This window comes from Emticicia oligotrophica DSM 17448 (assembly GCF_000263195.1).
Classification (GTDB): domain Bacteria; phylum Bacteroidota; class Bacteroidia; order Cytophagales; family Spirosomataceae; genus Emticicia; species Emticicia oligotrophica.
Window position 1 is genome coordinate 2,468,610 of the sequence record NC_018748.1, and the last position, 21,349, is coordinate 2,489,958.

At 38.0% G+C, this 21,349-nt stretch carries 19 protein-coding genes and 1 tRNA gene; 7 read left to right on the plus strand and 13 right to left on the minus strand.

Annotation, left to right across the window (positions count from 1 at the left end; all coding sequences use genetic code 11):
* Position 1 precedes the first annotated feature (1 nt).
* The 8 genes from EMTOL_RS10270 to EMTOL_RS10300 form a co-directional block, all read right to left on the minus strand.
* The gene (locus tag EMTOL_RS10270; RefSeq protein ID WP_015029216.1) at positions 2–1,801 is read right to left on the minus strand and encodes a 2-oxoacid:acceptor oxidoreductase subunit alpha; all 1,800 of its coding nucleotides are present in this window, start codon (positions 1,799–1,801) and stop codon (positions 2–4) included.
* Between the two features lie 72 nt (positions 1,802–1,873).
* Positions 1,874–3,667, minus strand: a complete 1,794-nt coding sequence (locus tag EMTOL_RS10275) for an FAD-dependent oxidoreductase (RefSeq protein WP_015029217.1) — start codon at positions 3,665–3,667, stop codon at positions 1,874–1,876.
* A 262-nt stretch (positions 3,668–3,929) separates the two neighbouring features.
* Positions 3,930–4,220: a hypothetical protein gene (locus tag EMTOL_RS22410; protein WP_305953217.1), complete on the minus strand. Its 291-nt coding sequence runs from the start codon at positions 4,218–4,220 to the stop codon at positions 3,930–3,932.
* Positions 4,221–4,526 carry a transposase gene (locus EMTOL_RS22415; RefSeq protein WP_305953218.1) on the minus strand — a complete coding sequence of 102 codons (306 nt, stop codon included), beginning with the start codon at positions 4,524–4,526 and terminating at the stop codon, positions 4,221–4,223.
* Between the two features lie 188 nt (positions 4,527–4,714).
* Positions 4,715–6,115 (minus strand): NAD(P)(+) transhydrogenase (Re/Si-specific) subunit beta, encoded by a 1,401-nt coding sequence (locus EMTOL_RS10285; protein ID WP_015029218.1) that lies wholly within the window; start codon positions 6,113–6,115, stop codon positions 4,715–4,717.
* Between the two features lie 81 nt (positions 6,116–6,196).
* The gene (locus EMTOL_RS10290; protein ID WP_015029219.1) at positions 6,197–6,505 is read right to left on the minus strand and encodes an NAD(P) transhydrogenase subunit alpha part 2; all 309 of its coding nucleotides are present in this window, start codon (positions 6,503–6,505) and stop codon (positions 6,197–6,199) included.
* Between the two features lie 145 nt (positions 6,506–6,650).
* Entirely contained in the window at positions 6,651–7,754 is a 1,104-nt protein-coding gene (locus tag EMTOL_RS10295) for a Re/Si-specific NAD(P)(+) transhydrogenase subunit alpha (RefSeq protein WP_041694060.1), read from the minus strand.
* Positions 7,755–7,841: 87 nt separating this feature from the next.
* A complete protein-coding gene (locus EMTOL_RS10300; RefSeq protein WP_015029221.1) occupies positions 7,842–9,050 on the minus strand; it encodes a carboxypeptidase-like regulatory domain-containing protein in 1,209 nt (402 codons plus the stop codon).
* Positions 9,051–9,215: 165 nt separating this feature from the next.
* On the opposite strand from EMTOL_RS10300, the gene EMTOL_RS10305 reads away from it, so the two are divergent.
* On the plus strand, positions 9,216–9,644 hold the full coding sequence (locus EMTOL_RS10305; RefSeq protein ID WP_015029222.1) for a (4Fe-4S)-binding protein: 429 nt from the start codon (positions 9,216–9,218) through the stop codon (positions 9,642–9,644).
* A 122-nt stretch (positions 9,645–9,766) separates the two neighbouring features.
* Here EMTOL_RS10305 and tatC read toward each other — a convergent pair whose 3' ends face one another.
* From tatC to EMTOL_RS10325, 4 genes are all read right to left on the minus strand, one after another.
* Positions 9,767–10,633 carry a twin-arginine translocase subunit TatC gene (tatC, locus tag EMTOL_RS10310; RefSeq protein ID WP_015029223.1) on the minus strand — a complete coding sequence of 289 codons (867 nt, stop codon included), beginning with the start codon at positions 10,631–10,633 and terminating at the stop codon, positions 9,767–9,769.
* Positions 10,634–10,723: 90 nt separating this feature from the next.
* A complete protein-coding gene (locus EMTOL_RS10315; protein WP_015029224.1) occupies positions 10,724–11,332 on the minus strand; it encodes an OmpH/Skp family outer membrane protein in 609 nt (202 codons plus the stop codon).
* Positions 11,333–11,484: 152 nt separating this feature from the next.
* Complete coding sequence (locus EMTOL_RS10320) at positions 11,485–11,841, minus strand: hypothetical protein (protein WP_015029225.1); 357 nt, start codon at positions 11,839–11,841, stop codon at positions 11,485–11,487.
* Positions 11,842–11,944: 103 nt separating this feature from the next.
* On the minus strand, positions 11,945–14,410 hold the full coding sequence (locus EMTOL_RS10325; protein ID WP_015029226.1) for a penicillin acylase family protein: 2,466 nt from the start codon (positions 14,408–14,410) through the stop codon (positions 11,945–11,947).
* A gap of 221 nt (positions 14,411–14,631) precedes the next feature.
* On the opposite strand from EMTOL_RS10325, the gene EMTOL_RS10330 reads away from it, so the two are divergent.
* From EMTOL_RS10330 to EMTOL_RS10350, 5 genes are all read left to right on the plus strand, one after another.
* Positions 14,632–15,129: a rhodanese-like domain-containing protein gene (locus EMTOL_RS10330; protein ID WP_015029227.1), complete on the plus strand. Its 498-nt coding sequence runs from the start codon at positions 14,632–14,634 to the stop codon at positions 15,127–15,129.
* A 111-nt stretch (positions 15,130–15,240) separates the two neighbouring features.
* Complete coding sequence (locus EMTOL_RS10335) at positions 15,241–15,825, plus strand: methyltransferase domain-containing protein (RefSeq protein WP_015029228.1); 585 nt, start codon at positions 15,241–15,243, stop codon at positions 15,823–15,825.
* An 18-nt stretch (positions 15,826–15,843) separates the two neighbouring features.
* Complete coding sequence (locus EMTOL_RS10340; RefSeq protein ID WP_015029229.1) at positions 15,844–16,356, plus strand: acyl-CoA thioesterase; 513 nt, start codon at positions 15,844–15,846, stop codon at positions 16,354–16,356.
* 293 nt (positions 16,357–16,649) lie between these two features.
* A tRNA-Arg gene (locus EMTOL_RS10345) sits at positions 16,650–16,721 on the plus strand.
* Positions 16,722–16,968: 247 nt separating this feature from the next.
* Positions 16,969–18,240 carry an aspartyl protease family protein gene (locus EMTOL_RS10350; protein WP_015029230.1) on the plus strand — a complete coding sequence of 424 codons (1,272 nt, stop codon included), beginning with the start codon at positions 16,969–16,971 and terminating at the stop codon, positions 18,238–18,240.
* A gap of 37 nt (positions 18,241–18,277) precedes the next feature.
* Here the strand turns inward: EMTOL_RS10350 and EMTOL_RS10355 are convergent, their stop codons facing one another.
* A complete protein-coding gene (locus EMTOL_RS10355) occupies positions 18,278–19,339 on the minus strand; it encodes a DNA/RNA non-specific endonuclease (RefSeq protein ID WP_015029231.1) in 1,062 nt (353 codons plus the stop codon).
* Positions 19,340–19,519: 180 nt separating this feature from the next.
* Between EMTOL_RS10355 and EMTOL_RS10360 the strand changes: the two genes are divergently transcribed.
* Positions 19,520–21,334: a 3-keto-alpha-glucoside-1,2-lyase-like domain-containing protein gene (locus EMTOL_RS10360; protein WP_015029232.1), complete on the plus strand. Its 1,815-nt coding sequence runs from the start codon at positions 19,520–19,522 to the stop codon at positions 21,332–21,334.
* Positions 21,335–21,349 lie beyond the last annotated feature (15 nt).

A 21,349-nucleotide genomic window follows, 5' to 3' on the forward strand; every position in this document is an offset into this window, starting at 1 on the left:
TTCAGTTTGTTACAAGATTTTTACTAATTTCTTTCACAATTTTATCTGCCGTGATAGGCATTCCATCATAATTTAAGATACGAATCAATTTTTTAGGATTTACCTCTAATTCATTGATAAGCAACGAACGCATTTGGGCATCACGGTTTTGTTCGATAACAAAAATAACCTCATGGTCTTCGATGAATTGCTCTACGTCTTTATTGAATGGAAAAGCTTTCAACTGCATCGCATCAAGCACCACATCTTGTTCACGCAATAAGTCGATGGCTTCTTCTGAAGAATAAGTGGAAGTTCCGAAGAAAATCACACCCAACGGACTCATATTCTTTTCTTGATAAAAATGTGGTTTTGGCACAAGGTCTTTGGCTGTATCCCATTTTTTCTCCAAACGCTGCATATTTCTTACGTAAGCAGTACTATCTTCGGTATAAACTGCATATTCGTCACGAGAAGTACCACGAGTGAAGTACGAACCTTTGGTTGGGTGCGTTCCTGGGTAAGTTCTGTACGGAATACCGTCGCCATCAGTATCTAAATATCGTCCGAAACGACCAATTTCTTCCAAATCGGCGGCTGTATATACTTTACCACGGTCATATTTACGCTCAGGATTCCACACGAAAGGCTCGCTCATGTGGTCGTTCATTCCTAAATCCAAGTCAGTAAGAACGATAATTGGCGTTTGTAATCTTTCTGCTAAATCAAAAGCATCGGCCGTTAATTCAAAGCACTCTTTCGGGTTGCTTGGAAAAAGCAAAACGTGTTTCGTATCGCCATGTGAGGCATACGCTGAAATTGTAATATCCGATTGTTGTGTACGAGTTGGCATACCCGTTGATGGGCCAGTTCGTTGTACATCAATCAATACAGCTGGAATTTCAGCAAAATAGCCTAAACCTAAAAACTCATTCATTAACGAAACCCCAGGGCCAGAAGTTGCCGTAAAAGACCTCGCACCGTTCCAGTTTGCCCCGATAACCATACCGATGGCAGCCAGTTCATCTTCTGCCTGTACTATTGCGTAGTTTTTCTCACCAGTTTCTTTATCAGTACGGAATTTCTTGGCATATTTTTCAAACTTCTCAACTACTGAAGTCGATGGCGTGATTGGATACCAAGCTGCTACGGTTGCTCCGGCATAAACCGCACCGAGTCCGCACGCTCCATTTCCATCAAACATGATTCGATTTCCTACTAAATCACGTCTTTCTACTCTAATATCAAGTGGGTAACTGAAATTTTCTTTTACATAATTAACCCCCAATTGTAAGGCTTGAACGTTGGCAGGAATGAGTTTTTCTTTGCCTTTGAATTGCTCGGCTAAAAGCTGCTCTAAAACACCAAATTCAATATCGAGCAAAGCTGATAATGCTCCTACATAAATGATATTTTTGAATAGTTGGCGTTGACGTGGGTCGGTGTATTGTTCCATACAAATACCCATCAACGGAATGCCCAAATAGGTGATGTCTTCACGAATATATTCTTTATGTAATGGTTTGGTACTATCGTACATAAAGTACCCACCCGAACTTACGCTTTGTACATCTTTGAGCATACTTTGTGGATTGACCGAAACCATCAAATCAATTCCTTCACGGCGGCCTAAATAGCCTTTTTCGCTTATTCTTACTTCATACCAAGTAGGTAAGCCTTGAATATTCGATGGGAAAATGTTTTTTGGCGTAACAGGAATTCCCATTCTAAATATAGCTTTGGCAAACATTCCATTGGCACTGGCTGAACCAGTTCCGTTGACATTGGCAAAGCGTACTACAAAATCGTTGACTTTTGACATATTAAAATTCTCAAAAAAGAGGAAATTTCGTTTAATTTATTGAAAAGGAACAAGTCGGAGACTTGTTCTACATCAATGACTTCCACACCCATGATGTGCTTTGGTGGTATTATAGAAAAACTTCTGCATATCCCAAGCTGAAGTTGGGCAACGCTCAGCACATAAGCCACAGTGCAAACATACATCTTCATCTTTTACCATTACTCGGCCTGTTGCAGCCAAAGTATTAGATACGAGAAGGGATTGGTCTAAGTGCAAAGATGGTGCTTTAAGACGTGTGCGAAGGTCTTCTTCGGTGCCATTGACCGTAAATGTAATACAGTCGGTTGGACAAATATCCATACAGGCATCGCACTCGATACAGCGGTTTTCGGTGAAAACAGTTTGTACATCGCAGTTTAAGCAACGTTGTGCTTCTTTGAAACCAACATTTTTATCGAAACCAAGCTCTACCTCTTTTTTACGGTCTACAAGGGTTACGGCCTTTTCGGCTTGTGGTACTACATAACGGTCGTCGTTGGCCACGATGCTATCATAACTCCATTCATGGATTCCCATTTTCTGAGAAACCAAGTTTGTCATAGGGTCAGGACGCACATCAAGTGGTTTTCCTTGACAATATAAGTCGATTGAAACTGCGGCTGAGTGGCCTTGTGCTACAGCCGTGATTACGTTTTTAGGGCCAAGGGCAGCATCACCACCAAAGAAAACCTTTGGATTTGTAGACTGGAAAGTGGTGCTATCAACTTTTGGCATATCCCATTTATCGAATTCGATGCCTAAATCACGCTCAATCCAAGGGAAATAATTTTCTTGACCGATTGCTACTAAAACATCATCAGCTTCGATAAAAACATGAGGTTCGCCAGTTGGAACGAGTGAGCGTTTGCCCTTTTCATCATATACGGCATGTACTTTCTCAAAAGTCATACCTTTTAATTGCCCATTTTCAACAACAAATGAAACTGGTACGTGATTATCTAAAATTGGAATATCTTCGTGTTGGGCATCTTCTTTTTCCCAAGGAGAAGCTTTCATTTCTGAATATGGACTACGAACAACAACCTTAACATCTTCTCCACCCAAACGGCGAGAAGTACGGCAGCAGTCCATAGCAGTATTTCCACCGCCTAAAACAATTACTTTTTTACCGATTGATTTTGTATGTTCAAAAGCTACACTTGCCAACCATTCGATACCAACGTGAATATTCGCTCCACCTTCAGCACGACCTGGAAGATTTGTTAAATCACGTCCACGAGGAGCACCAGTTCCTATGAAAACTGCATCATATCCATCATCTAATACACTTTTTAAGCTCGAAACGTAAGTTTTGAAATGTTGATGAATACCTAAATTCAAGATGTTGTTTACTTCTTCATCTAAAACAGATTCGGGTAAACGGAAAGAAGGAATCTGACTACGCATCATACCACCACCTTTGATTTGTTCATCAAAAACGTGAATTTCATAGCCTAAAGGTGCTAAATCACGAGCAACGGTTAAAGATGCAGGCCCTGCTCCAATTAGAGCGATACGTTTACCATTGCCTTTAGAAGGAATTTTAGGAAGTAAATGCGATATATCGCCTTTATTATCGGCAGCTACACGCTTCAAGCGACAAATGGCTACAGGTTCTTCATCAACTCTACCACGGCGACATGCTGGTTCGCAAGGGCGGTCGCAGGTACGACCTAAAACACCCGGGAAAACATTAGATTCCCAATTGACCATGTAGGCTTCGGTGTATTTTTCAGCAGCAATAAGCCTGATGTATTCAGGCACGGGTGTATGTGCAGGGCAAGCATACTGGCAATCTACGACCTTATGGTAATATTCTGGGTCGTGTACATTTGTTGGTTCCAATGATTGAATAGGTTTAAATTGAAATCAGTAGGTAAAACTACTTAAATTTAAAAAGTATTGCCAAATATTATTTTGTTAAATATTTAAAGTGGCAATTATTATATAGTTTTTTGTTAATTTAATACAAGTTTGTTAGCTGTGCGAAGTTTGTAACTTCGCACGGGCGTGTATTCATCTCTGATGAATAAATATTGTTTATGAGTTGCCATCAGGAGATGGCGGTACACACCTACGAAGTTTCAAACTTCGCAGAGCAAATAAATCACATAAGACTCCCAAAGTTTGACTCTTTAATTGCATTAAAAAACTTAGGTTCAACTAAATCGATGTCAATAAGCCCTTTTTTACCTACATAATTTCTTGCACTTGAATATAAATAGTCAGATGCTTTTTCGACAATGCCTGCTCTAACTGGATTTAAGTGAATGTATTCTAACTTTGTCCACATGAAGTTTTCAGTAAATATTTCTTCGGAGTGGCTGCCGTATTTCCAAAACTGATGAGTATCATTTCTGCTATGACTCCGAGCTGCAAATTCAAATCGTTTTAGCATTCAATCTTTTCTGCTTTCGGGTTTAGTTTTAATTAAGTTTATGCAGTTTTTTGCTGTAAACTTTTTGAAATCTCTTACTAAATCTGATAAACGCTCATTTTTCGACCCCATTACCACATGAATATGATTACTCATAATTACATAAGCATTCAGAATCATTCCTTTTTCCTTTCGGCAATAATCAAAGCTTTCTAAAATCAAATCCCGATAGTTTTTTCGAGAAAAAACGTCAACCCAATCTACAACAGTAAAGGTCATAAAATGAGGTAATCTTTGGTCTCTTATATTGTAACCTTCTTCTTTCATTTTCTTATCACAGCAAATTGTCATCAGGAGATGACATAACGCCCCCGCGAAGTTGGAAACTTCGCAGAGCCAAGCAAATCTCTTATATTATAACCTTCTTCTTTCATTTTCTTATCACAGCAAATTGTCATCAGAAGATGACATAACGCCTCCGCGAAGTTGGAAACTTCGCAGAGCCAAGCATAATCTTACATCTGCTTCAACTCACTTACCAATTTTGATAAAACTCCTTTGGCATCACCAAAAAGCATGCTTGTTTTTGGTTGATAGAAAAGAAGGTTATCAATACCTGCATAACCAGCATTCATACTTCGCTTATTCACAATTACGTTAGTAGCATTTTCTACATCTAAAATTGGCATTCCAAAGATAGGCGAGGATGGGTCAGTTTTAGCCGCTGGATTTACCACATCATTTGCTCCAACAACCAAAACTACATCAGTTGTGGCAAATTGTGGGTTGATATCCTCCATCTCTACGAGTTTATCATAAGAAACATTACTTTCTGCTAAAAGAACGTTCATATGGCCGGGCATACGACCCGCCACAGGGTGAATGGCATAGACTACTTCAACGCCTCTTTCTTCCAATAATTGTTCTAATTCGTGAATCACGTGTTGAGCTTGTGCAACTGCCAAGCCATAGCCAGGGACAATAACCACTTTCTTGGCGTAATTCATAAGAATAGCTGTGTCCGAAATCGAAATATCTTTGATTGAGCCTTTTACGTCAGTGCCACCACTAGCAGCAGCTCCGCCACCGAATGCTCCGAAGATGACATTACTTAATGGGCGATTCATGGCTTTACACATGGCCAATGTAAGGATTGTTCCTGCCGAACCTACTAAAATACCACCCGTAAGCATGACTTGATTTTGATATAAAAATCCACCAAAAGCAGCAGCTAATCCAGTAAATGAATTAAGTAAAGAAATAACTACTGGCATATCTGCACCTCCAATCGGAATCACAAATAAAACGCCATAAATCAAGGCACAAATAAATAATAAAACTACCAAGAAAAGATGCTCAGGTTGTGCGTAAACGATGTATGCTCCAAATAGAATTAAGGCAATCATTATTGCCGTATTCAGAATGTTGTATGAAGAGATTCTGATTGGTTTTTTCATGGTTTCATTGAGTTTCAGGAAAGCGATAATACTTCCGCTAAATGAAACAGAACCAATAATAAGACCCGCAATAATTGTGGCCAAAGCACCTGTTTTGCCCAGATTATGCTCATATTCCATTAAGCCAATGAGAGCAGCACAGGCTCCACCCATACCATTGAATAATGATACAAGTTCGGGCATTTTGGTCATCTGTACTCGTCGTGCAGTTATCCAACCAGCAATTGTACCAACACCAATAGCCGCTAAAATTAAGATGATTTTTACTGGCTCTCGACTTGTATAGCCATCGGGGTGATTATATAAGAAAATTGTTCCAATAATGGCCAATGTCATTCCAAAAGCAGCATAGAGGTTTCCCTTACGAGCTGTGTCAGGATGACTAAGCATTTTAAGACCGATGACAAAAGTCACTGAGGCAATTAGATAAATGATTTCGAGGATATATTTTATTTCCATGAGTTTCGAGAAGACAACTTGCCTTATTAGTTTTCGCTCCCTGAGCGTAGCCACAATGGAATTGCCGAAGGGAAGGAAGGGTTATTTTTTCTTTTTAAACATTTCTAACATTCTATCGGTAACAGCAAATCCTCCGACAACATTGAGTGTGCCGAGCACAACCGCCACAAACCCTAAGGCTAAAGAAAGTAGATTATCGGCTGGAGTATTGAGCATTACGATGATAGCTCCCACGATTACAACACCATGTATCGCATTGGCACCACTCATCAGAGGCGTATGAAGTACAGCTGGTACTTTTCCGATTACCTCTACACCAACAAAGACAGATAAGATAATGATGTATATCATCTGCATATTTTCGCCGAGGAAAGTAAGAATTTCGTTCATTTGATTATTTGATTTTTCTTCGATGTCTTCGACTACGCTCAGACACCGAAGAAAAGAGAAAATTTAGTATTTTATATCTATTTTTTTGTTCAAATTTCGGTGGTTGAGCGTATCGGACAGGCAATGCTACCGAAACTACCGAAATTTATTTCAATATACTTCCATTATGTACAATCAATGAACCTTTCGTGATTTCTTCATCCAATTCCCATTTAAAGCCATCCTTTGTGGCAAGATGAGTTAAGAAAGTAGCAATATTTTTGGCGTAGAGTTCGCTGGCATTTAATGGAAGTAAAGAGGGAATATTAGGTTCTCCAACTATCGTTACGCCATGTTTTTCGACAGTTTTTCCAAATTCGCTGCAAGCACAATTTCCTCCTTGTTCAACGGCCATATCGACAACGACAGAACCAAATTTCATGTTTTTTACGACATCTTCAGGAATTAACATAGGTGCTTTCTTCCCAGGAATAAGAGCAGTAGTTATCACCAAATCTGCCTCGCAGATATGTTTGGCTATTACTTCTTGTTGTTTTTTTAAGAAATCTTCCGAAACGCCTTTTACATAACCCCCTTCAATTTTGATAGAATCATCACCTTTGACTTCAATGAATTTTCCGCCTAAAGATTCAACCTGTTCTTTTGTTTCGGGGCGAATATCGCTAACCTCGACAACAGCACCGAGGCGTTTGGCTGTGGCAATCGCTTGTAAACCCGCTACACCCGCACCCATGATTACTATTTTGGCAGGCTTGATTGTACCGGCAGCTGTCATGAGTAAAGGAAAGATTTTACCTAAGTGATAAGCACCAATAATGACCGATTTGTAACCTGCTAAGTTTGCCTGTGAACTCAGAGCATCCATTTTCTGGGCTCTTGAAATGCGAGGAATAGCATCGACTGAAAATGCAGAAATGCTCTGTTTGGCCGCTGCCTCAACCATTTCTTGATTGGTAGCCGCATACATAAATGAAATAGCCACAGCACCTTTTTTCAGGTGACTAATTTCTTCAACTGTCAATGGATTGACTTTCAGTACAACATCGGCAGAAGATAGTAAAGCCGATTTATTGGTTTCAATTGAAGCTCCTACGGAGGTGAAAGAAGTATCTTCAAAATAAGAACTTTTTCCCGCGTCTTTTTCGATTATACATTCAAATCCTGCTTGGATTAATTGTTTACATACATCGGGTGTGAGAGCAACTCGGCGTTCGAATGGCTTCGTCTCCTTAATTACGGCTAATTTCACAGTGCTTTTGGTCAAATGAGGTTTTCTAAAAGCAATGTAAAAATATTTCAATTATTTATCAAAATATTTATAAAATATTTTTTTGAGTTATGGCTGATAATCAATAGGTAAGAATTCACCCATTTTTTCGTAACCCCATCGGCCTTCAAATAATACAGCTAATGGGTCGGCCAAATAGCCACTTGGGTCGATAGGTATATGAGGTTCTAAAAGTGTGATGATTGAATTTTGGGGAATATCTTTTTTCCCATATTCGGCAAATTGTGGTTCTTCACATTCTCCATCATAGAATACATATATTTGTCGCTCAAAGTTTAAGTACGGAATATGGTCTTTTACTTCTATAATACAATTTTCATCTAAAGGTAAGCGATGAAGGTATTTTACGTAAGGTGATTGCCTCGGGGTATATAATTTATGCATCCAAGGGTTGGCACTCATGATAATTTCGGTCGAATCAATCTCTTTCTTTTGCTTCGAGGCACGTTGAATAACATTTCCTAAACTATCTTTTATTTCAGGAATAACCGGAACCATAAAAAAGCGTTTTTCTTCTTTATACATGGTATAAACGCTGTAGCCCATGCGTTCCCATTCATGGTTGATAGTTGATTTAAAGAAATGTTGGGGCGAGCCATAATAGGCTTTTTGCCTATTTACTAGCCACTTATGCTGTTTTTTTTCATTTTTGGTTACTATTTCTTCAAACAAAGGGTAGCCATAATAACTCACATATCCTTGCGAAAAATTATACTTAAATTCAACGAGGTCATATTTGATAATATAGCCCAAAGCATCGTTTTCGATAATTAAAGGCTCGTCGGCTCTAATGGTTAGTTCAGATTCATCTTCGTTCAAAGAAAACCAAAGGGCTTTTGGGTTTTTCAAAAAACACGACTTCGAAAATTCAGTCCGACCCATAAAGTTATCTAAGAATAGTTGACCGTATTTTTCGAAACCTAACCTTAGTCTTTTAATCGTAACACCTTGTAGAGCAACAGCATCGGGGCTTAGGAATATCAGAAGAGGTTTACGGAGAGTATCAGCTTTAATACGAATGGAAAGTTTTTCGTACCCTACATAGCTTACCACGAGGTCGAGCACACCCGCAGGCACATTCATGAGTTTAAAGTTACCTTTGTCGTCGGTTTGTTGGCTTTTAGTAGAATTGCTGATAAACACATTGGCAAAAATCAAAGGTTTTCTATCATCTGCTCCTAAAACTTTACCTTCGATATTTCTCTGAGAAAAAACGAATAACGGGAAAAAAAGAGCGATTAACAATCCAAAACGCATAATACCAACAATAAAATCTAGAATAGAAAACTAATAATTTTACAAATTAATCAATAATTAGTGATATTCTGGACTGGCAAAATAAAAAAAATATAGTTTTTTTTATTTCAAACGTCTTTCGAATGTCTCGAACTTTTGCCAAATTTGATTATCGAAACTTAATATATGGAAGAACAAAAGAAAATAACGAAAAAATACTCAAACGACGATATTACGGTTATTTGGCAGCCACATATTTGTATTCATTCGGCTATATGCTTCAAAGGTTTAGCGGGCGTATTTGACCCTCGAAGAAAACCTTGGATAGTACTTGAAAATGGTGATAGTGAGCAAATTATGCAGCAAATAGATAAGTGTCCGTCTGGTGCTTTATCGTATGTTAAAAAAGAAGAGGAAGCTCAAGAAGTAGATATAGAAACCATCATCGAGCCCCTTCAAAATGGGCCATTGTTGGTATATGGAAATATTTCGATTAAAGATGCTGAAGGAAATATGACCCAAAAATATAAAACAACAGCATTGTGTCGATGCGGGGCGTCGAAAAATAAACCTTATTGTGATGGCTCACATGTTAAGGTGGGGTTTGTAGGATAAAACAGTTTGACAGGTTTGTAACCTTTCAAACGTAAAATGCACAAAATTAAGATTTATACAAGAATAATTAGCAGAGCAATAAAAAAGCGTAGAATTTGAAATATTCTACGCTTTTTTATTGATTATGCTGAAGCTTTCTCTTCTTCTAATTTTCGTTTCTCTTCTCTTGCCGAAATAATAATACTGATTTCGTAAAGAATATAGAGCGGGAAGGCCACCAAAATCTGACTCGTTACATCAGGTGATGGAGTGATAATTGCTGCAACAATTAAGATAACTACTACCGCGTGTCGGCGATATGTACGCATAAATTCTGGGCCAATGACACCCATTTTGGTCAATACAAAAATGGCAATTGGTAGCTGAAATGCAATACCACAAGCCAATGTAAGGGTTGCCAAAATAGAAATATATGAGCCAATGTCAAATTGGTTTTTGATACTTGGGTCAATTTGGAAATTTACCAAGAAGTTGATTGCCAATGGAGAAACAATATAATAACCAAAAGATACGCCTGTAAAAAACAAAAACGTAACGTAAAATACCGCACCACGAGCCGACTTAGCCTCTGAAGGTTTTAAACCAGGCTTAACAAATCGCCAAATTTCCCAGAAAACGTATGGAAACGCAAATACTAAACCAATAATGGCTGCCGAAGTAAGGGCCATTACAAACTGACCAGAAACTTCACGACTCATTAACTCAAAATTCAATTTTTCTACACATAAGCCTGGAGCTCCTACCATATCGCCTAATTTGCACATCATGCGGTAGGTCCAAAAATCAGGTTTTGCTGGAGCTAAAATAACTTTGTTGTAGATATCGCCAATAAAAATAAAAGCGAAAACCATAAAGAAAACAATCGAAACAGCTGCACGAATGAGGTGCCAGCGAAGTTCTTCAAGATGGTCGAGAAACCCCATTTCTTTGCCTTCCGATTCCTTTCCGTCGTCGTCGTAATCAAAATAAGGTGTTTGGTCTAAAGGCATTTTCGTAATAATCTTTAGTGTAGAATATAATCATAATAAATGGTTCTGAGTAAATATCATTCGAATTTAGTCAGAACCATTTTCAGTTACTTATTTTTTAGGAGCAGAGGTAGTATCAGCTTTTACTTTACCTGATTTTTTATCTTCAGCGTATTTTTTGTTTAAGCCTTCCAATACTGATTTTGTAATGTCTAAGTCTTCTTTAGCGTATAATACACCACCACCTTTCGAGTATCCAATTACCATATCATACTTATCGCCAGCGTTGAAATCTTTCAAAAATGCTTGAATATTATTCAAGATATCTTCAGTTTTCTTTGCTTCTTCTTTTGCTAAATCTTGAGCTGCTTTATCGCGGTAGGCCATAATTGATTGCTCTTCTTGCTGAAGTTGAGCCTGAGCAGTTTGTCCTTGCTCTTGTGTAAGTCCACCTTGTTGAGCTTTTTGTTGGAAGAACGCTACTTTATTCTGGAAATTACGTGCTTTATTAGCAATATCAGCTTCTAAGCGATAACGCTTGTTTTCAGAAGCTTTCACTACGTCTTTGTAATAATCGTATTGATTTAAAAGTGTGTCGGTATTTACATAAACAATGCGGCCTGCCACTTGTTTGCCACCCGATGTAGCAGTAGAAGAAGATTTGTCACAACCCCAGATAATCGCTGAAAGTAAAAGAACTACGATAGAAAAATTTTTCATGAGTAAATTTTAATTAAATGAGCTAAGGAGTGAACGACACAAAAATCTTCGACCCAAAAAGCTATAATGTTACTGTTTTTTAAATGGTTTTAGAAAAAATATAGTTCGCAAATATAGAAAAATCCCCCTGATTCGAAGGGATTTTATTGGTTTTATTTAAGTAATTGTCTGAAATGATACCCTGCGAGGGCAGATAAACCCGCTACCTGTGAGCCAATAATTGCCGTAATTATAAAAAACGTAGGTGTTTCGGGAAGGTTTTTCAAGAATTTGATACTTTCCGAAAATAGACCAGCAATTTTTTGTAGCATGATTCCCTCATTGTTTGAATTCAAGAAAAAGGCATAACCAACCCAAAGCGTGGCCATAGCTCCAGCGGCAGCGATGTAAGCTCCAAAGGCAGTTTTTGATTTCCAAGCTCCAATCGCAAATGAGATAGGAGCAATCACCCACCACGGTAGAAAATATTGTGCAATTGCACTGACGATTAATATGATAATATAGTTCATGTTTTAGCGTTCTGAGTTCTGAGTTTAGAGTTCTGAATTCAGAATAGCGAGAAAACTCACTCAGAACTCAGAACCGCACGGGCGGCCCCGTCTAAATTCAGAACTATTTTTTAATTATTTTAACTGTCCCTGTAATTCTGCTACTCTTTTCGTCTTTCGATTTCATGAAAAGTAGTTCATTCAATTCGCCTTTAGCCCATTTATCAATCATGTTATCGTAGAATGGACTCGCAGGATTCCCAGATTGTCCACCAGGGTATAGACCATAGGCTTTTGGCCAGCCTTTATCAAGCTGTACAACCATTCTCCATGATGGACCATTGAGTTCGGTAGTTGCATTTACAATGCCTGCACCACCACCATTCGGAATGTCCTGTCGACCAAAGCCTGCTAATCGGCCTAAATGATTAATGTCTGTGCTTTTTACTTTGGTCCATGCCCAGTTTTCAGCGTTCATTGAGCCATATTTTGCAGTTAATGAATCAATACTTGCTTTAAAACTTAGTTTTACAATATCCTTGAGAGTTTCTTGCTTATTAGGAGTTGAAATATTATCAAACCATTTAGCAGTTGGCTCTTTCTCTACCATATCCCACATTCTGTTTTTTGAAGGGTATATCATTGGTGCTTTCAAATCTTTAGTCGGAAACTCATCTTCAAAGACCCAGTAACGAAGTTCCTTTATCCAACGCTCAAAAATAGTTGGTCCAACCTCGTTGGCATCGTTTCTCAAATTCCACTTGGCTAAAGTCTGATAAGCAGGATTCTTTGTTTCTGCCGAATCTTCATTTAAAATTTTCATCAAAACTGGCAAAACCCTTCTAGCTTCGACATTAAAATTATCATTTTGCAACATTCGAAGGCTATCAACTGTTGCTTTTTGCATTTTTTCCAGACGCTCGTTGATTCGAATGGCACGTTCGCTAGGAGAAAATCTCCATCCTAAATAATAAGGGTAAGTAGGGTCGGCTGAGAATTGGTTAGCCGAACTCACAAAACCTCTTGGTGGGTTTTTCACAGTAGGATTTTGCTCAACAGGAATCCAACCTTGCCAATCGTGAGCAGGATTCGAGCCATCTAAGATAAACTTACCTTGTTCTTTCCATTTTATAGGTAATTTTCCGTTTGGTGTAATCGAAATATCATTGCCATTACTAGCAAAGATAAAGTTTTGGGCAGGAGCAATATAATAAGTAAGTGCCTTGCGGTAATCATCATAGTTTTTTGCTCGATTGAGGTAATAAAAAGCCATCAAATCAGTACCTTCTTTTTCGTGAGCAACCCAACGCATGGCGTGCCCAACAGGGACATTTTGATTAAAATTCTTATCAGAAGCTACATGATAAACTATCGGGCCATGATGTGTGCTGAAAACGGTATCTTTAATAGACTCAGCACGACCTTTCACCACAAATTCTTCAACACGTATAGTAGTTGCTTTCCAAGCACCATTGTACCAATATTCTTTCTTGGTATTGTCTTTGAAACGAATCTGATAAAAATCCATTACATCTGAACCTACGTTTGTTACGCCCCAAGCCACATCTTTATTAAAACCAATAACTACGCCAGGAGCCCCAGGTAAACAAGCACCATAGACATTCATGGTTGGCGTACAAAGCTGCATTTGGTACCAAATAGAGGGCAAAGTAAGCTGTAAGTGTGGGTCGTTGGCTAAAATTGGTAAGCCAGTGGCCGATTTTTCTCCACCTACTGCCCAGTTATTACTACCAATTTCTGGAGTTGGCGAAGGTATTTCATTGAAGGCAACGCTTGTTGTTGCTCCAGAAGAGGCTGAAATCTGAGCAGGCGGAGCAGGTACGGAAACTGGTGTGAAATTCCATTTCGTGCCCGTAGGTATAATTGGCGACTCGTTGGAAGGGTAATTCGGGAATAAATCCTTGATTACTTCCATTCCGTATTTATTTAGAGCATTACTCATGCGGAAATCATCGCTACCACCGTTCAAAACATTCCGCATATTCATCATCATTAGGAGTGTTTTGTAAGGAGACCACTCTTCTGGCTGATACCCAATGATTTTGTATTCAACTGGAAGATTTTTGAATTTGAGTTGTTTAATATAAGCATTTACACCTGCCGAATAAGCATCCAGTACTTCATTAAAAGTTTTATTGGCCTTGCCATTTTCATATACTTTCTTGGCAGCATCGGCCATCCCAATTCGGCGATTGTAGCGGTCGAGTTCTAAAGCTCGTTCGCCAACTACTTCGCTTAATCGGCCAGAGGCGGCGAGCGTATAAAATTCCATCTGCCATAAACGGTCATGAGCCATAAGGTAGCCTTGAGTGAAATATACATCGTGGTCGTTTTTGGCAAATACATGGGGCACTCGGTTATCATCGAATACAACATTTACTTCATCTTCTACGCATTCAAGTTGAAGGTTGGTTGGGGGAAGAGCAAGTTTTGATTCACCATTTTGCCAAAAGCCCTCAAATGGGCTAAAAAGACGTCCGAGTGCGGGTACTTGGCCAAGCGGACGATTCAGAGCATAAGTCAAGCCAGCAGCTGCGATTAAGCTCACGAAAAACTTTATGAATTTCATCTAATTTGGTAAGATTGTTTAGAAGTTTATAGAATACGAAAGTAGAAAAAAAGCTCGAATGTTTTATTATTTAATGAGTTTTTAGGATTTTTTTAATGAAGATGTTTGTTGTGATAACATAAAGTTAAAAATTTTGGTATAAATAAAGTTTTGCTAGCTGAACATTAGTAAATTATTCAAAATTGCTTTTTCAGCTATTCTATTCCAGTAAAAGATTAAAAATGAACAGAATATCTTTCTTGATTTTGCTTATGTTTTTTTCAAAAACAACTCATGCACAAATAAAAAATAAAGCTTTTGATAGCCTTTTGAATGTAATGGTAACGAAAGCAGTTCCTACGGTAGGTTGCGAGGAAATCAAAAAAATGAAAACTGTGGTTTTTCTCGATACCCGTGAAAAAAAGGAGTATGAAGTGAGTCATTTAAAAGATGCTCGTTGGGTGGGTTTTGATACTTTTAGTTTAAAAAATGTGGCCTCGATTCCCAAGGATGCGAATATCGTAGTTTATTGCTCGATAGGGGTAAGAAGTGGAAAAATTGGCGAAAAACTTATGCAAGCAGGATATAAAAATGTGCATAATTTTTACGGAAGTATCTTCGAGTGGGTAAATCAGGGAAATCCTGTATATGATATGTCAGGTAAGCAAACCAATAAGATTCATGCTTACAATTGGAAATGGGGCGTTTGGTGTAATAAAGGCGAGAAAGTTTATAATTAACAGTAAAAGCTTAATTTTAGTAAAAAATGAGGCGATTTTACTTCAAAATGAATCAAACTATTTAGGATTCTTCGAGCGAAGTTAGTTGTTTTGCAGAAAATTTTTAAAATTATGCTCAACGACCAATATTGGAGCGAAAGATACGAAAAATCTCAGACTGGCTGGGATTTAGGAGGTGTGAGTCCAGCATTAAAAGACTACTTCGACCAGTTGACAGATAAATCATTAGCCATTCTAATTCCGGGCTGTGGAAATGCTTATGAAGCACTTTATCTACTTGAAAATGGCTTTTCGAATATCACACTCATTGATATTTCTGAAGTTTTGGTCAGAAATTTAAGTGTAAAATTACATGATTATATTGCCGTAGGTAAATGCCGTGTGATTCACCAAAACTTCTTTGAACATGCTGGCCAATATGACCTTATTGTTGAGCAAACCTTCTTTTGTGCAATAGACCCCTCACTTCGTGGAGAATATGTAAAAAAAATGCCCGAATTGCTTGTTCCACAAGGGCGTTTGGTTGGTTTATTATTTGATAGAGCATTCGAAGGAGGCCCTCCATTCGGGGGAAGTAAAGAAGAATATATAACGCTTTTCGACCCATATTTTACCCTAAAAACTATTGAAAAATGCTATAACTCAATTCCGCCACGAGCTGGATTTGAGGTTTTTATCAATTTTCTAAGCAAATAAAATCATCAACAACAAAAAATGCCAAAACCAAAGAAAGCCAAAGAGTCGCTGACAGTGATGACCGAAATGGTATTTCCGAATGATACTAATACTCTCGGGAATCTCATGGGTGGAAATCTCATGCGTTTGCTCGATATTGCTGGAGCAATTGCCGCCCAGAAACATTGTACTCGCATTGTCGTAACGGCATCGGTCGATAATGTACAATTTAAAGAATCCATTCCTTTAGGAAGTGTCGTTACCTTACAAGCAAAGGTTACACGTGCCTTCAATTCGTCAATGGAGGTAGTAGTAGAAGTTTGGGCTGAAAATATTCCAGCAGGTACCAAAATTCATACTAACAAAGCATTTTTAACTTTTGTTGCAGTTGACCAAACGGGTCGCCCAATTGAAGTACCGCCAGTAGAACCCGAAACCGATGAAGAGATTGAATACTACGAAGGTGCCTTACGTCGTCGTCAACTTCGTTTAGTGTTGGCAGGAAGAATGAAACCTGAAGAAGCAGTTGAGCTGAAAGAAATATTTAAGTAAGTAAAAAAGGCGAGTATTACTCGCCTTTTTTATCTAATCCTTATTAAAAATGAGGGTAATGGTTTTTGCGGTCGTAAACAGCTTATATTTTTATGTCGATTTAGAGGCCTTTTATTAGAGAACTAGATGTTCGCTAATAAAGCACTAAAATTTATATATATTGATGAGAATTTTTAAGAAATCGTTTTATTTTCATAGCATTCGTTTTCATGGCCTTTGTTGCGTTTGATATATAAGCGTGTAAAAGGTTTAACCGATGCAGAAAATTTTATAACTTTGCGTTTGAAAACCCTGTTCCCGTAGTTCAATGGATAGAATGTCAGATTCCGGTTCTGATGATATGGGTTCGACTCCCTTCGGGAATACAACGGAAGATGGTTAATTGACCATCTTTTTTTTTGATAGCAACCTGATTGAAGTCCTTTTTTTCAAAACTTCCAAGCAAATATTTTGAAGCATATGTTGCAAAAAAATTAGGCGATAGTAAAATATTTCGCTGATAATTATGGTTTTTCGAAAACTATTTTATATACATTTGTGTTGATAATCAATAAAAAATCATATTATTTATGGAAATGTTATTATAAAAAACCTGTTATATGGGAAATAGCTATGGAAAAACTACTAAAACTCCGCCTGATAGCTATCTTGTTGCTTATAAGCCAATTAGCTTTTGCTCAGAAACTACGAAAAAAAGATGACCGTTTTGGTTATCATTTTATTGGTAAACACCAAAAAATCGCCAAATTTGACTTCGACCTTCACGCTAATCTTATTGTATTAAAAGCTCAACTTGACGGCTCTGATACTTTAAACTTTATATTGGATACTGGTGTAAGTTCTACGATTGTTACAGACCCAAAAAAAGCTCTTAGCCATGGAGTAAAGTATGTGCGAAGGGTAAAAGTTGCAGGGGCTGGAGAGGGCGAAGCATTGATGGCCAATGTTTCAGTAGGACACACCATCCGAATTGGCGACGTTGTAGCAGGACAACAAAGTTTAATCGTTTTAGATGAAGATGTATTACAACTTTCTGAATTTTTGGGTGTACCTATTCATGGTATCTTTGGGCACGATTTGTTCAGTAATTTTGTAGTAACAATTGATTTTGAGAATAAAAAACTAACGCTCTCTGAGCCAAAGAAGTTTAAGTATAAAAAATCAATGGGTACGCAGTATCCAATTGTACTGACGCAGTCAAAACCTTATACTGATGCGATTGCTATTGTAAGTAATGACCAAAAGGTAATACCTATGCGACTCGTTATTGACACAGGTGCAGGGCACGCTTTGTTGCTAAATGCTGGAGAAAGAGAACCAATTCGTTTACCCGACCGTGTTATGAGAGCCAATTTAGGACGTGGGCTAAACGGTGAAATCAACGGAAGTATAGGTAGAGTCGATAAAATTAGAATGGGAAGTTTGGAGATGAAAAACATTTTAGCGTCGTTTCCTGATAGTTTATCGTTTAGTATGAAATTTACACCTGATGATACCAAACGCCAAGGCAGTATTGGTTGTGAGCTACTTCGTAGATTTACAGTTACGCTAAATTATCGAGAAGGGTATATGATTTTGAAGCCCATTCGAAATAGAATGAAGGAAGCCTTTGAGCACGATATGAGTGGGTTGGACGTCAGGGCGAAAGGATTAGATTTTAATCAATATATTGTTAATAAAGTTATTGAAGGTTCGCCAGCTTACGCAGCGGGATTACGTGAAGGAGATGAGCTTATTTTTGTGAATAATCAACATGTAAAGGATCTCACTATTAGTGATATTTATAAGATTTTATCTCGAAAAGAAGGTAAAGAAGTAGAGTTTTTTTACAGAAGAAATGGAGAACTGAGATTTACTAATTTCTACTTAAAACGTATGATATGAAAGATAAAGACTTCGCCTAAGCGAAGTCTTTATTGTATTATTGTATCTTTGTCCACTCCGACCAACTGCTATTGGCTTCGAGTTTGATTTGAATATCAGCAGGTAATTTGGAGAAAAAATCAAGGCCTGTTGCTTTTTCTACTTCATCAACCGAAACCACAAAACTATTCATACGTTTGCCTTGTAGAGATTCATTTGGTAATAGGAATGCAATCATTCGAGATTTTTTACCTGTTTTTGGCTGATGAAATAATACAATTTTGTAGAAATATTCAGGAACAGCCACATTATTATATCGCCCAATGGTTGGTAAGCCCTTTTTTAGTACAGGACCCGTAACTACATATAATTCTTCATCTCGCACGGCCCAGCCTCTTATCCTACTTTCAATATTTTCCCAAATCCCACGATTAAAATCAGGCACTTGTGGAGCAATATTGCTCATGTAAAAAGTTTCGGTCATTAATTCTTGGCAACATTTAAAATCGCCCGCAGGAACCATGTGGCCACGGTCGTAGCCAGAATTACTATAATCACCCGAAAGAGCTGAATTATCTTTCACTTGTCGGTCAGGAATAAACTGATTATCCCCTCTACTGGCATGACCAGTGGTGTATTCTCCACGTAATTTATGAACTACCCAAGCCGGAACTTCATAGTCTTCTTCATAGCGAAGTGTATAATTTTTATGCTTGATAATTTCATCTCCACGGTTAATAGCAGGAAAAGCAAAGTCAGGAATATCTCCGTTATCTGAAGTGTTTTCTTGTGTATCAGTATCGAATACTTTATCTTTGATTTTATCAAAAATTGAAGAATTATCGCCTTTATCTGTATTTTCTTCGGTATTTTGTTTTTCCTTTTTATTAGTTGCGGTAGCTACATCTTCATATTGGCTTTGGCCTTTAGTTGCGGTAGCCTCATTGTCAGGCTCTGGGGCTTTATAAGGATTTTTTTCTTTCGAGTTATTATCCTTTGAATTAAATACTCCTGTTACTGTTTTCCAAAAATCTCCAATTGGGCCTGCTTTGTCTTTATAATATAATAAATAGCCGATAGCAAAGAATATCAGAATCAGGATGATACGATTAGATTTCATGTACAGTGGTTTGAGTAATCATTTGCATCACAATGCAAAAATTGTGATAGTTTTATGCAAGTTTACGACAAAACCTAAGAAAATATTACAACTTTCGATATATTAAAATTTTTTAAAAACTCTACCTTAAATCGCTTTTTTGATTCTATCTTTGTAATCTTAACCTTTAATACCAGCATAATGACGCAAAACATCATTAAAAAACTAATTTTTTGTAGCCTTTGGGCAAGTGCGACCTACGCCCAACAAGTGCTTCCGCTCAATGACATGTCGGCGTTTCGACCTATCAAAGAAAACTGGAGTATTGTTGGAAATATTTCGGCCAGTATCGACCAAACTAACTCTACAACAACACAACCAGGTACTGGAATTTTATCGTGCAAAAATGAAATCGGTAAATATGGAACTGAAAAAGATATTTTGACTGTCATGGAACACGGCGACCTTGACCTCGACCTTGATTTTATGATGGCCAAAGGTTCGAACTCGGGAATCTACCTTCAAGGACGTTACGAAATTCAGTTGTTTGATAGTTGGGGTAAGAAAACAGCAAAATATAGCGATTTAGGGGGTATTTATGAGCGTTGGGACGAGTCTAAACCTGAAGGTTCTAAAGGATATGAAGGTGTTGCTCCACGCCTAAATGTAGCTAAAGCTCCGGGTTTATGGCAAAATATTAAGATTTCGTTTCAAGCACCACGCTTTGATGCTAATGGAAAGAAAATCAGCAATGCCAAAATTTTGTCGATTATCTTAAATGGTATCTTAATTCATGAAAATGTTGAATTAAGTGGCCCAACTCGTGGGGCAATAGTAGATAATGAGGTATCGGCTGGGCCGATTCGTTTTCAAGGTGACCACGGAAATGTAGCATTCAGAAATATCAAATACAAAAGCTTCAATCAAAAAATGATTACTTTCAGCGATTTGAAGTTTGGTGTTTATAAAGGAAATTTCCGTACGGTAGCTGATATTGAGAAAATCAAGCCTGAAACAAGTGGAAATGGGGCTTTATTGAACTGGGCGGTTTCAAATGCAGAAAATGAATTTGCCGTAAAATATGCAGGAAAAATTAAAGTGCCAGATGCAGGGACATACACATTTTCAGTAGTTCATGGTGGAAATACACAAATGAACATCAATGGAAAGGATGTATTTAAGAATGGCTGGCTAACTGGCGGACAACGCCAAGCATCAATCGAATTACCAGCAGGGGAAGTTGATTTTGAATTATATTATTGGAAAGCTGATGGTTGGTTACAACCTTCGTTGGGGCTTTATGTTGAGTCGGAAACGGTAAGAAAACACCCATTACACTCGCCAAACTCAACATTAGTAGGAAATCCAACTTCGCCCATTTACTTGAATCCAAGCACTGAGCCAGTGGTATTCCGTTCGTTTATGGACATCAATTCGGGCAATAAAAACAAAAGAATTGTGCACGCAGTTTCAGTAGGAAACAAAGAAAATCTACACTATACTTATGATTTAGACAACGGAGCGTTATTTCAAATCTGGAAAGGCTCTTTCTTGAATACTACGCCAATGTGGAACGACCGTGGTGACGGTAGTTCACGTCCAATGGGAAGTCTTACACTTTTAGGCGATGAACCATTGGTAAATAGCTTAGCTTCACCAACAACTGCATGGTCTGATTTAGATGCAACTTATCGTCCTAGAGGTTATGAATTAGATGAGAATGGCAACCCAACCTTCAAATATGACTACGCTGGAGCCAATATTTCGGACAAAACAACTCCAAGTGCTGATGGAAAAATGTTGAATCGTGAAGTTTCGGTAAAAGGTACTGCAACCAACTTATACGCAAGATTGGCTTCTGCAAAGACCATTACGCAAGTTGATAGTCTTTATATCATTGATGGTCAATATTATATCAAAGTTACGGAAGGAACTGTAAGCGTTCGCCAATCGAATGGTATGCAAGAATTAATTGCTCCATTAGCTGCAAAAGTAGCTTATTCGATAATTTGGTAATTCAAACCCACAGTA

Excerpts from the sequence above, each read along its gene's own strand:
- EMTOL_RS10290 (WP_015029219.1), bottom strand. The coding sequence starts at position 6,505 with ATGAACGAAATTCTTACTTTCCTCGGCGAAAATATGCAGATGATATAC.
- EMTOL_RS10315 (WP_015029224.1), bottom strand. The coding sequence starts at position 11,332 with ATGAAAAATTTTTCTATCGTAGTTCTTTTACTTTCAGCGATTATCTGG.
- EMTOL_RS10330 (WP_015029227.1), top strand. The coding sequence starts at position 14,632 with ATGAACAGAATATCTTTCTTGATTTTGCTTATGTTTTTTTCAAAAACA.
- EMTOL_RS10335 (WP_015029228.1), top strand. The coding sequence starts at position 15,241 with ATGCTCAACGACCAATATTGGAGCGAAAGATACGAAAAATCTCAGACT.
- EMTOL_RS10320 (WP_015029225.1), bottom strand. The coding sequence starts at position 11,841 with ATGAACTATATTATCATATTAATCGTCAGTGCAATTGCACAATATTTT.
- EMTOL_RS10340 (WP_015029229.1), top strand. The coding sequence starts at position 15,844 with ATGCCAAAACCAAAGAAAGCCAAAGAGTCGCTGACAGTGATGACCGAA.
- EMTOL_RS10355 (WP_015029231.1), bottom strand. The coding sequence starts at position 19,339 with ATGAAATCTAATCGTATCATCCTGATTCTGATATTCTTTGCTATCGGC.
- EMTOL_RS10270 (WP_015029216.1), bottom strand. The coding sequence starts at position 1,801 with ATGTCAAAAGTCAACGATTTTGTAGTACGCTTTGCCAATGTCAACGGA.
- EMTOL_RS22410 (WP_305953217.1), bottom strand. The coding sequence starts at position 4,220 with ATGCTAAAACGATTTGAATTTGCAGCTCGGAGTCATAGCAGAAATGAT.
- EMTOL_RS10305 (WP_015029222.1), top strand. The coding sequence starts at position 9,216 with ATGGAAGAACAAAAGAAAATAACGAAAAAATACTCAAACGACGATATT.
- EMTOL_RS10300 (WP_015029221.1), bottom strand. The coding sequence starts at position 9,050 with ATGCGTTTTGGATTGTTAATCGCTCTTTTTTTCCCGTTATTCGTTTTT.
- EMTOL_RS10350 (WP_015029230.1), top strand. The coding sequence starts at position 16,969 with ATGGAAAAACTACTAAAACTCCGCCTGATAGCTATCTTGTTGCTTATA.
- EMTOL_RS10285 (WP_015029218.1), bottom strand. The coding sequence starts at position 6,115 with ATGGAAATAAAATATATCCTCGAAATCATTTATCTAATTGCCTCAGTG.
- EMTOL_RS22415 (WP_305953218.1), bottom strand. The coding sequence starts at position 4,526 with ATGAAAGAAGAAGGTTACAATATAAGAGACCAAAGATTACCTCATTTT.
- EMTOL_RS10360 (WP_015029232.1), top strand. The coding sequence starts at position 19,520 with ATGACGCAAAACATCATTAAAAAACTAATTTTTTGTAGCCTTTGGGCA.
- EMTOL_RS10325 (WP_015029226.1), bottom strand. The coding sequence starts at position 14,410 with ATGAAATTCATAAAGTTTTTCGTGAGCTTAATCGCAGCTGCTGGCTTG.
- tatC (WP_015029223.1), bottom strand. The coding sequence starts at position 10,633 with ATGCCTTTAGACCAAACACCTTATTTTGATTACGACGACGACGGAAAG.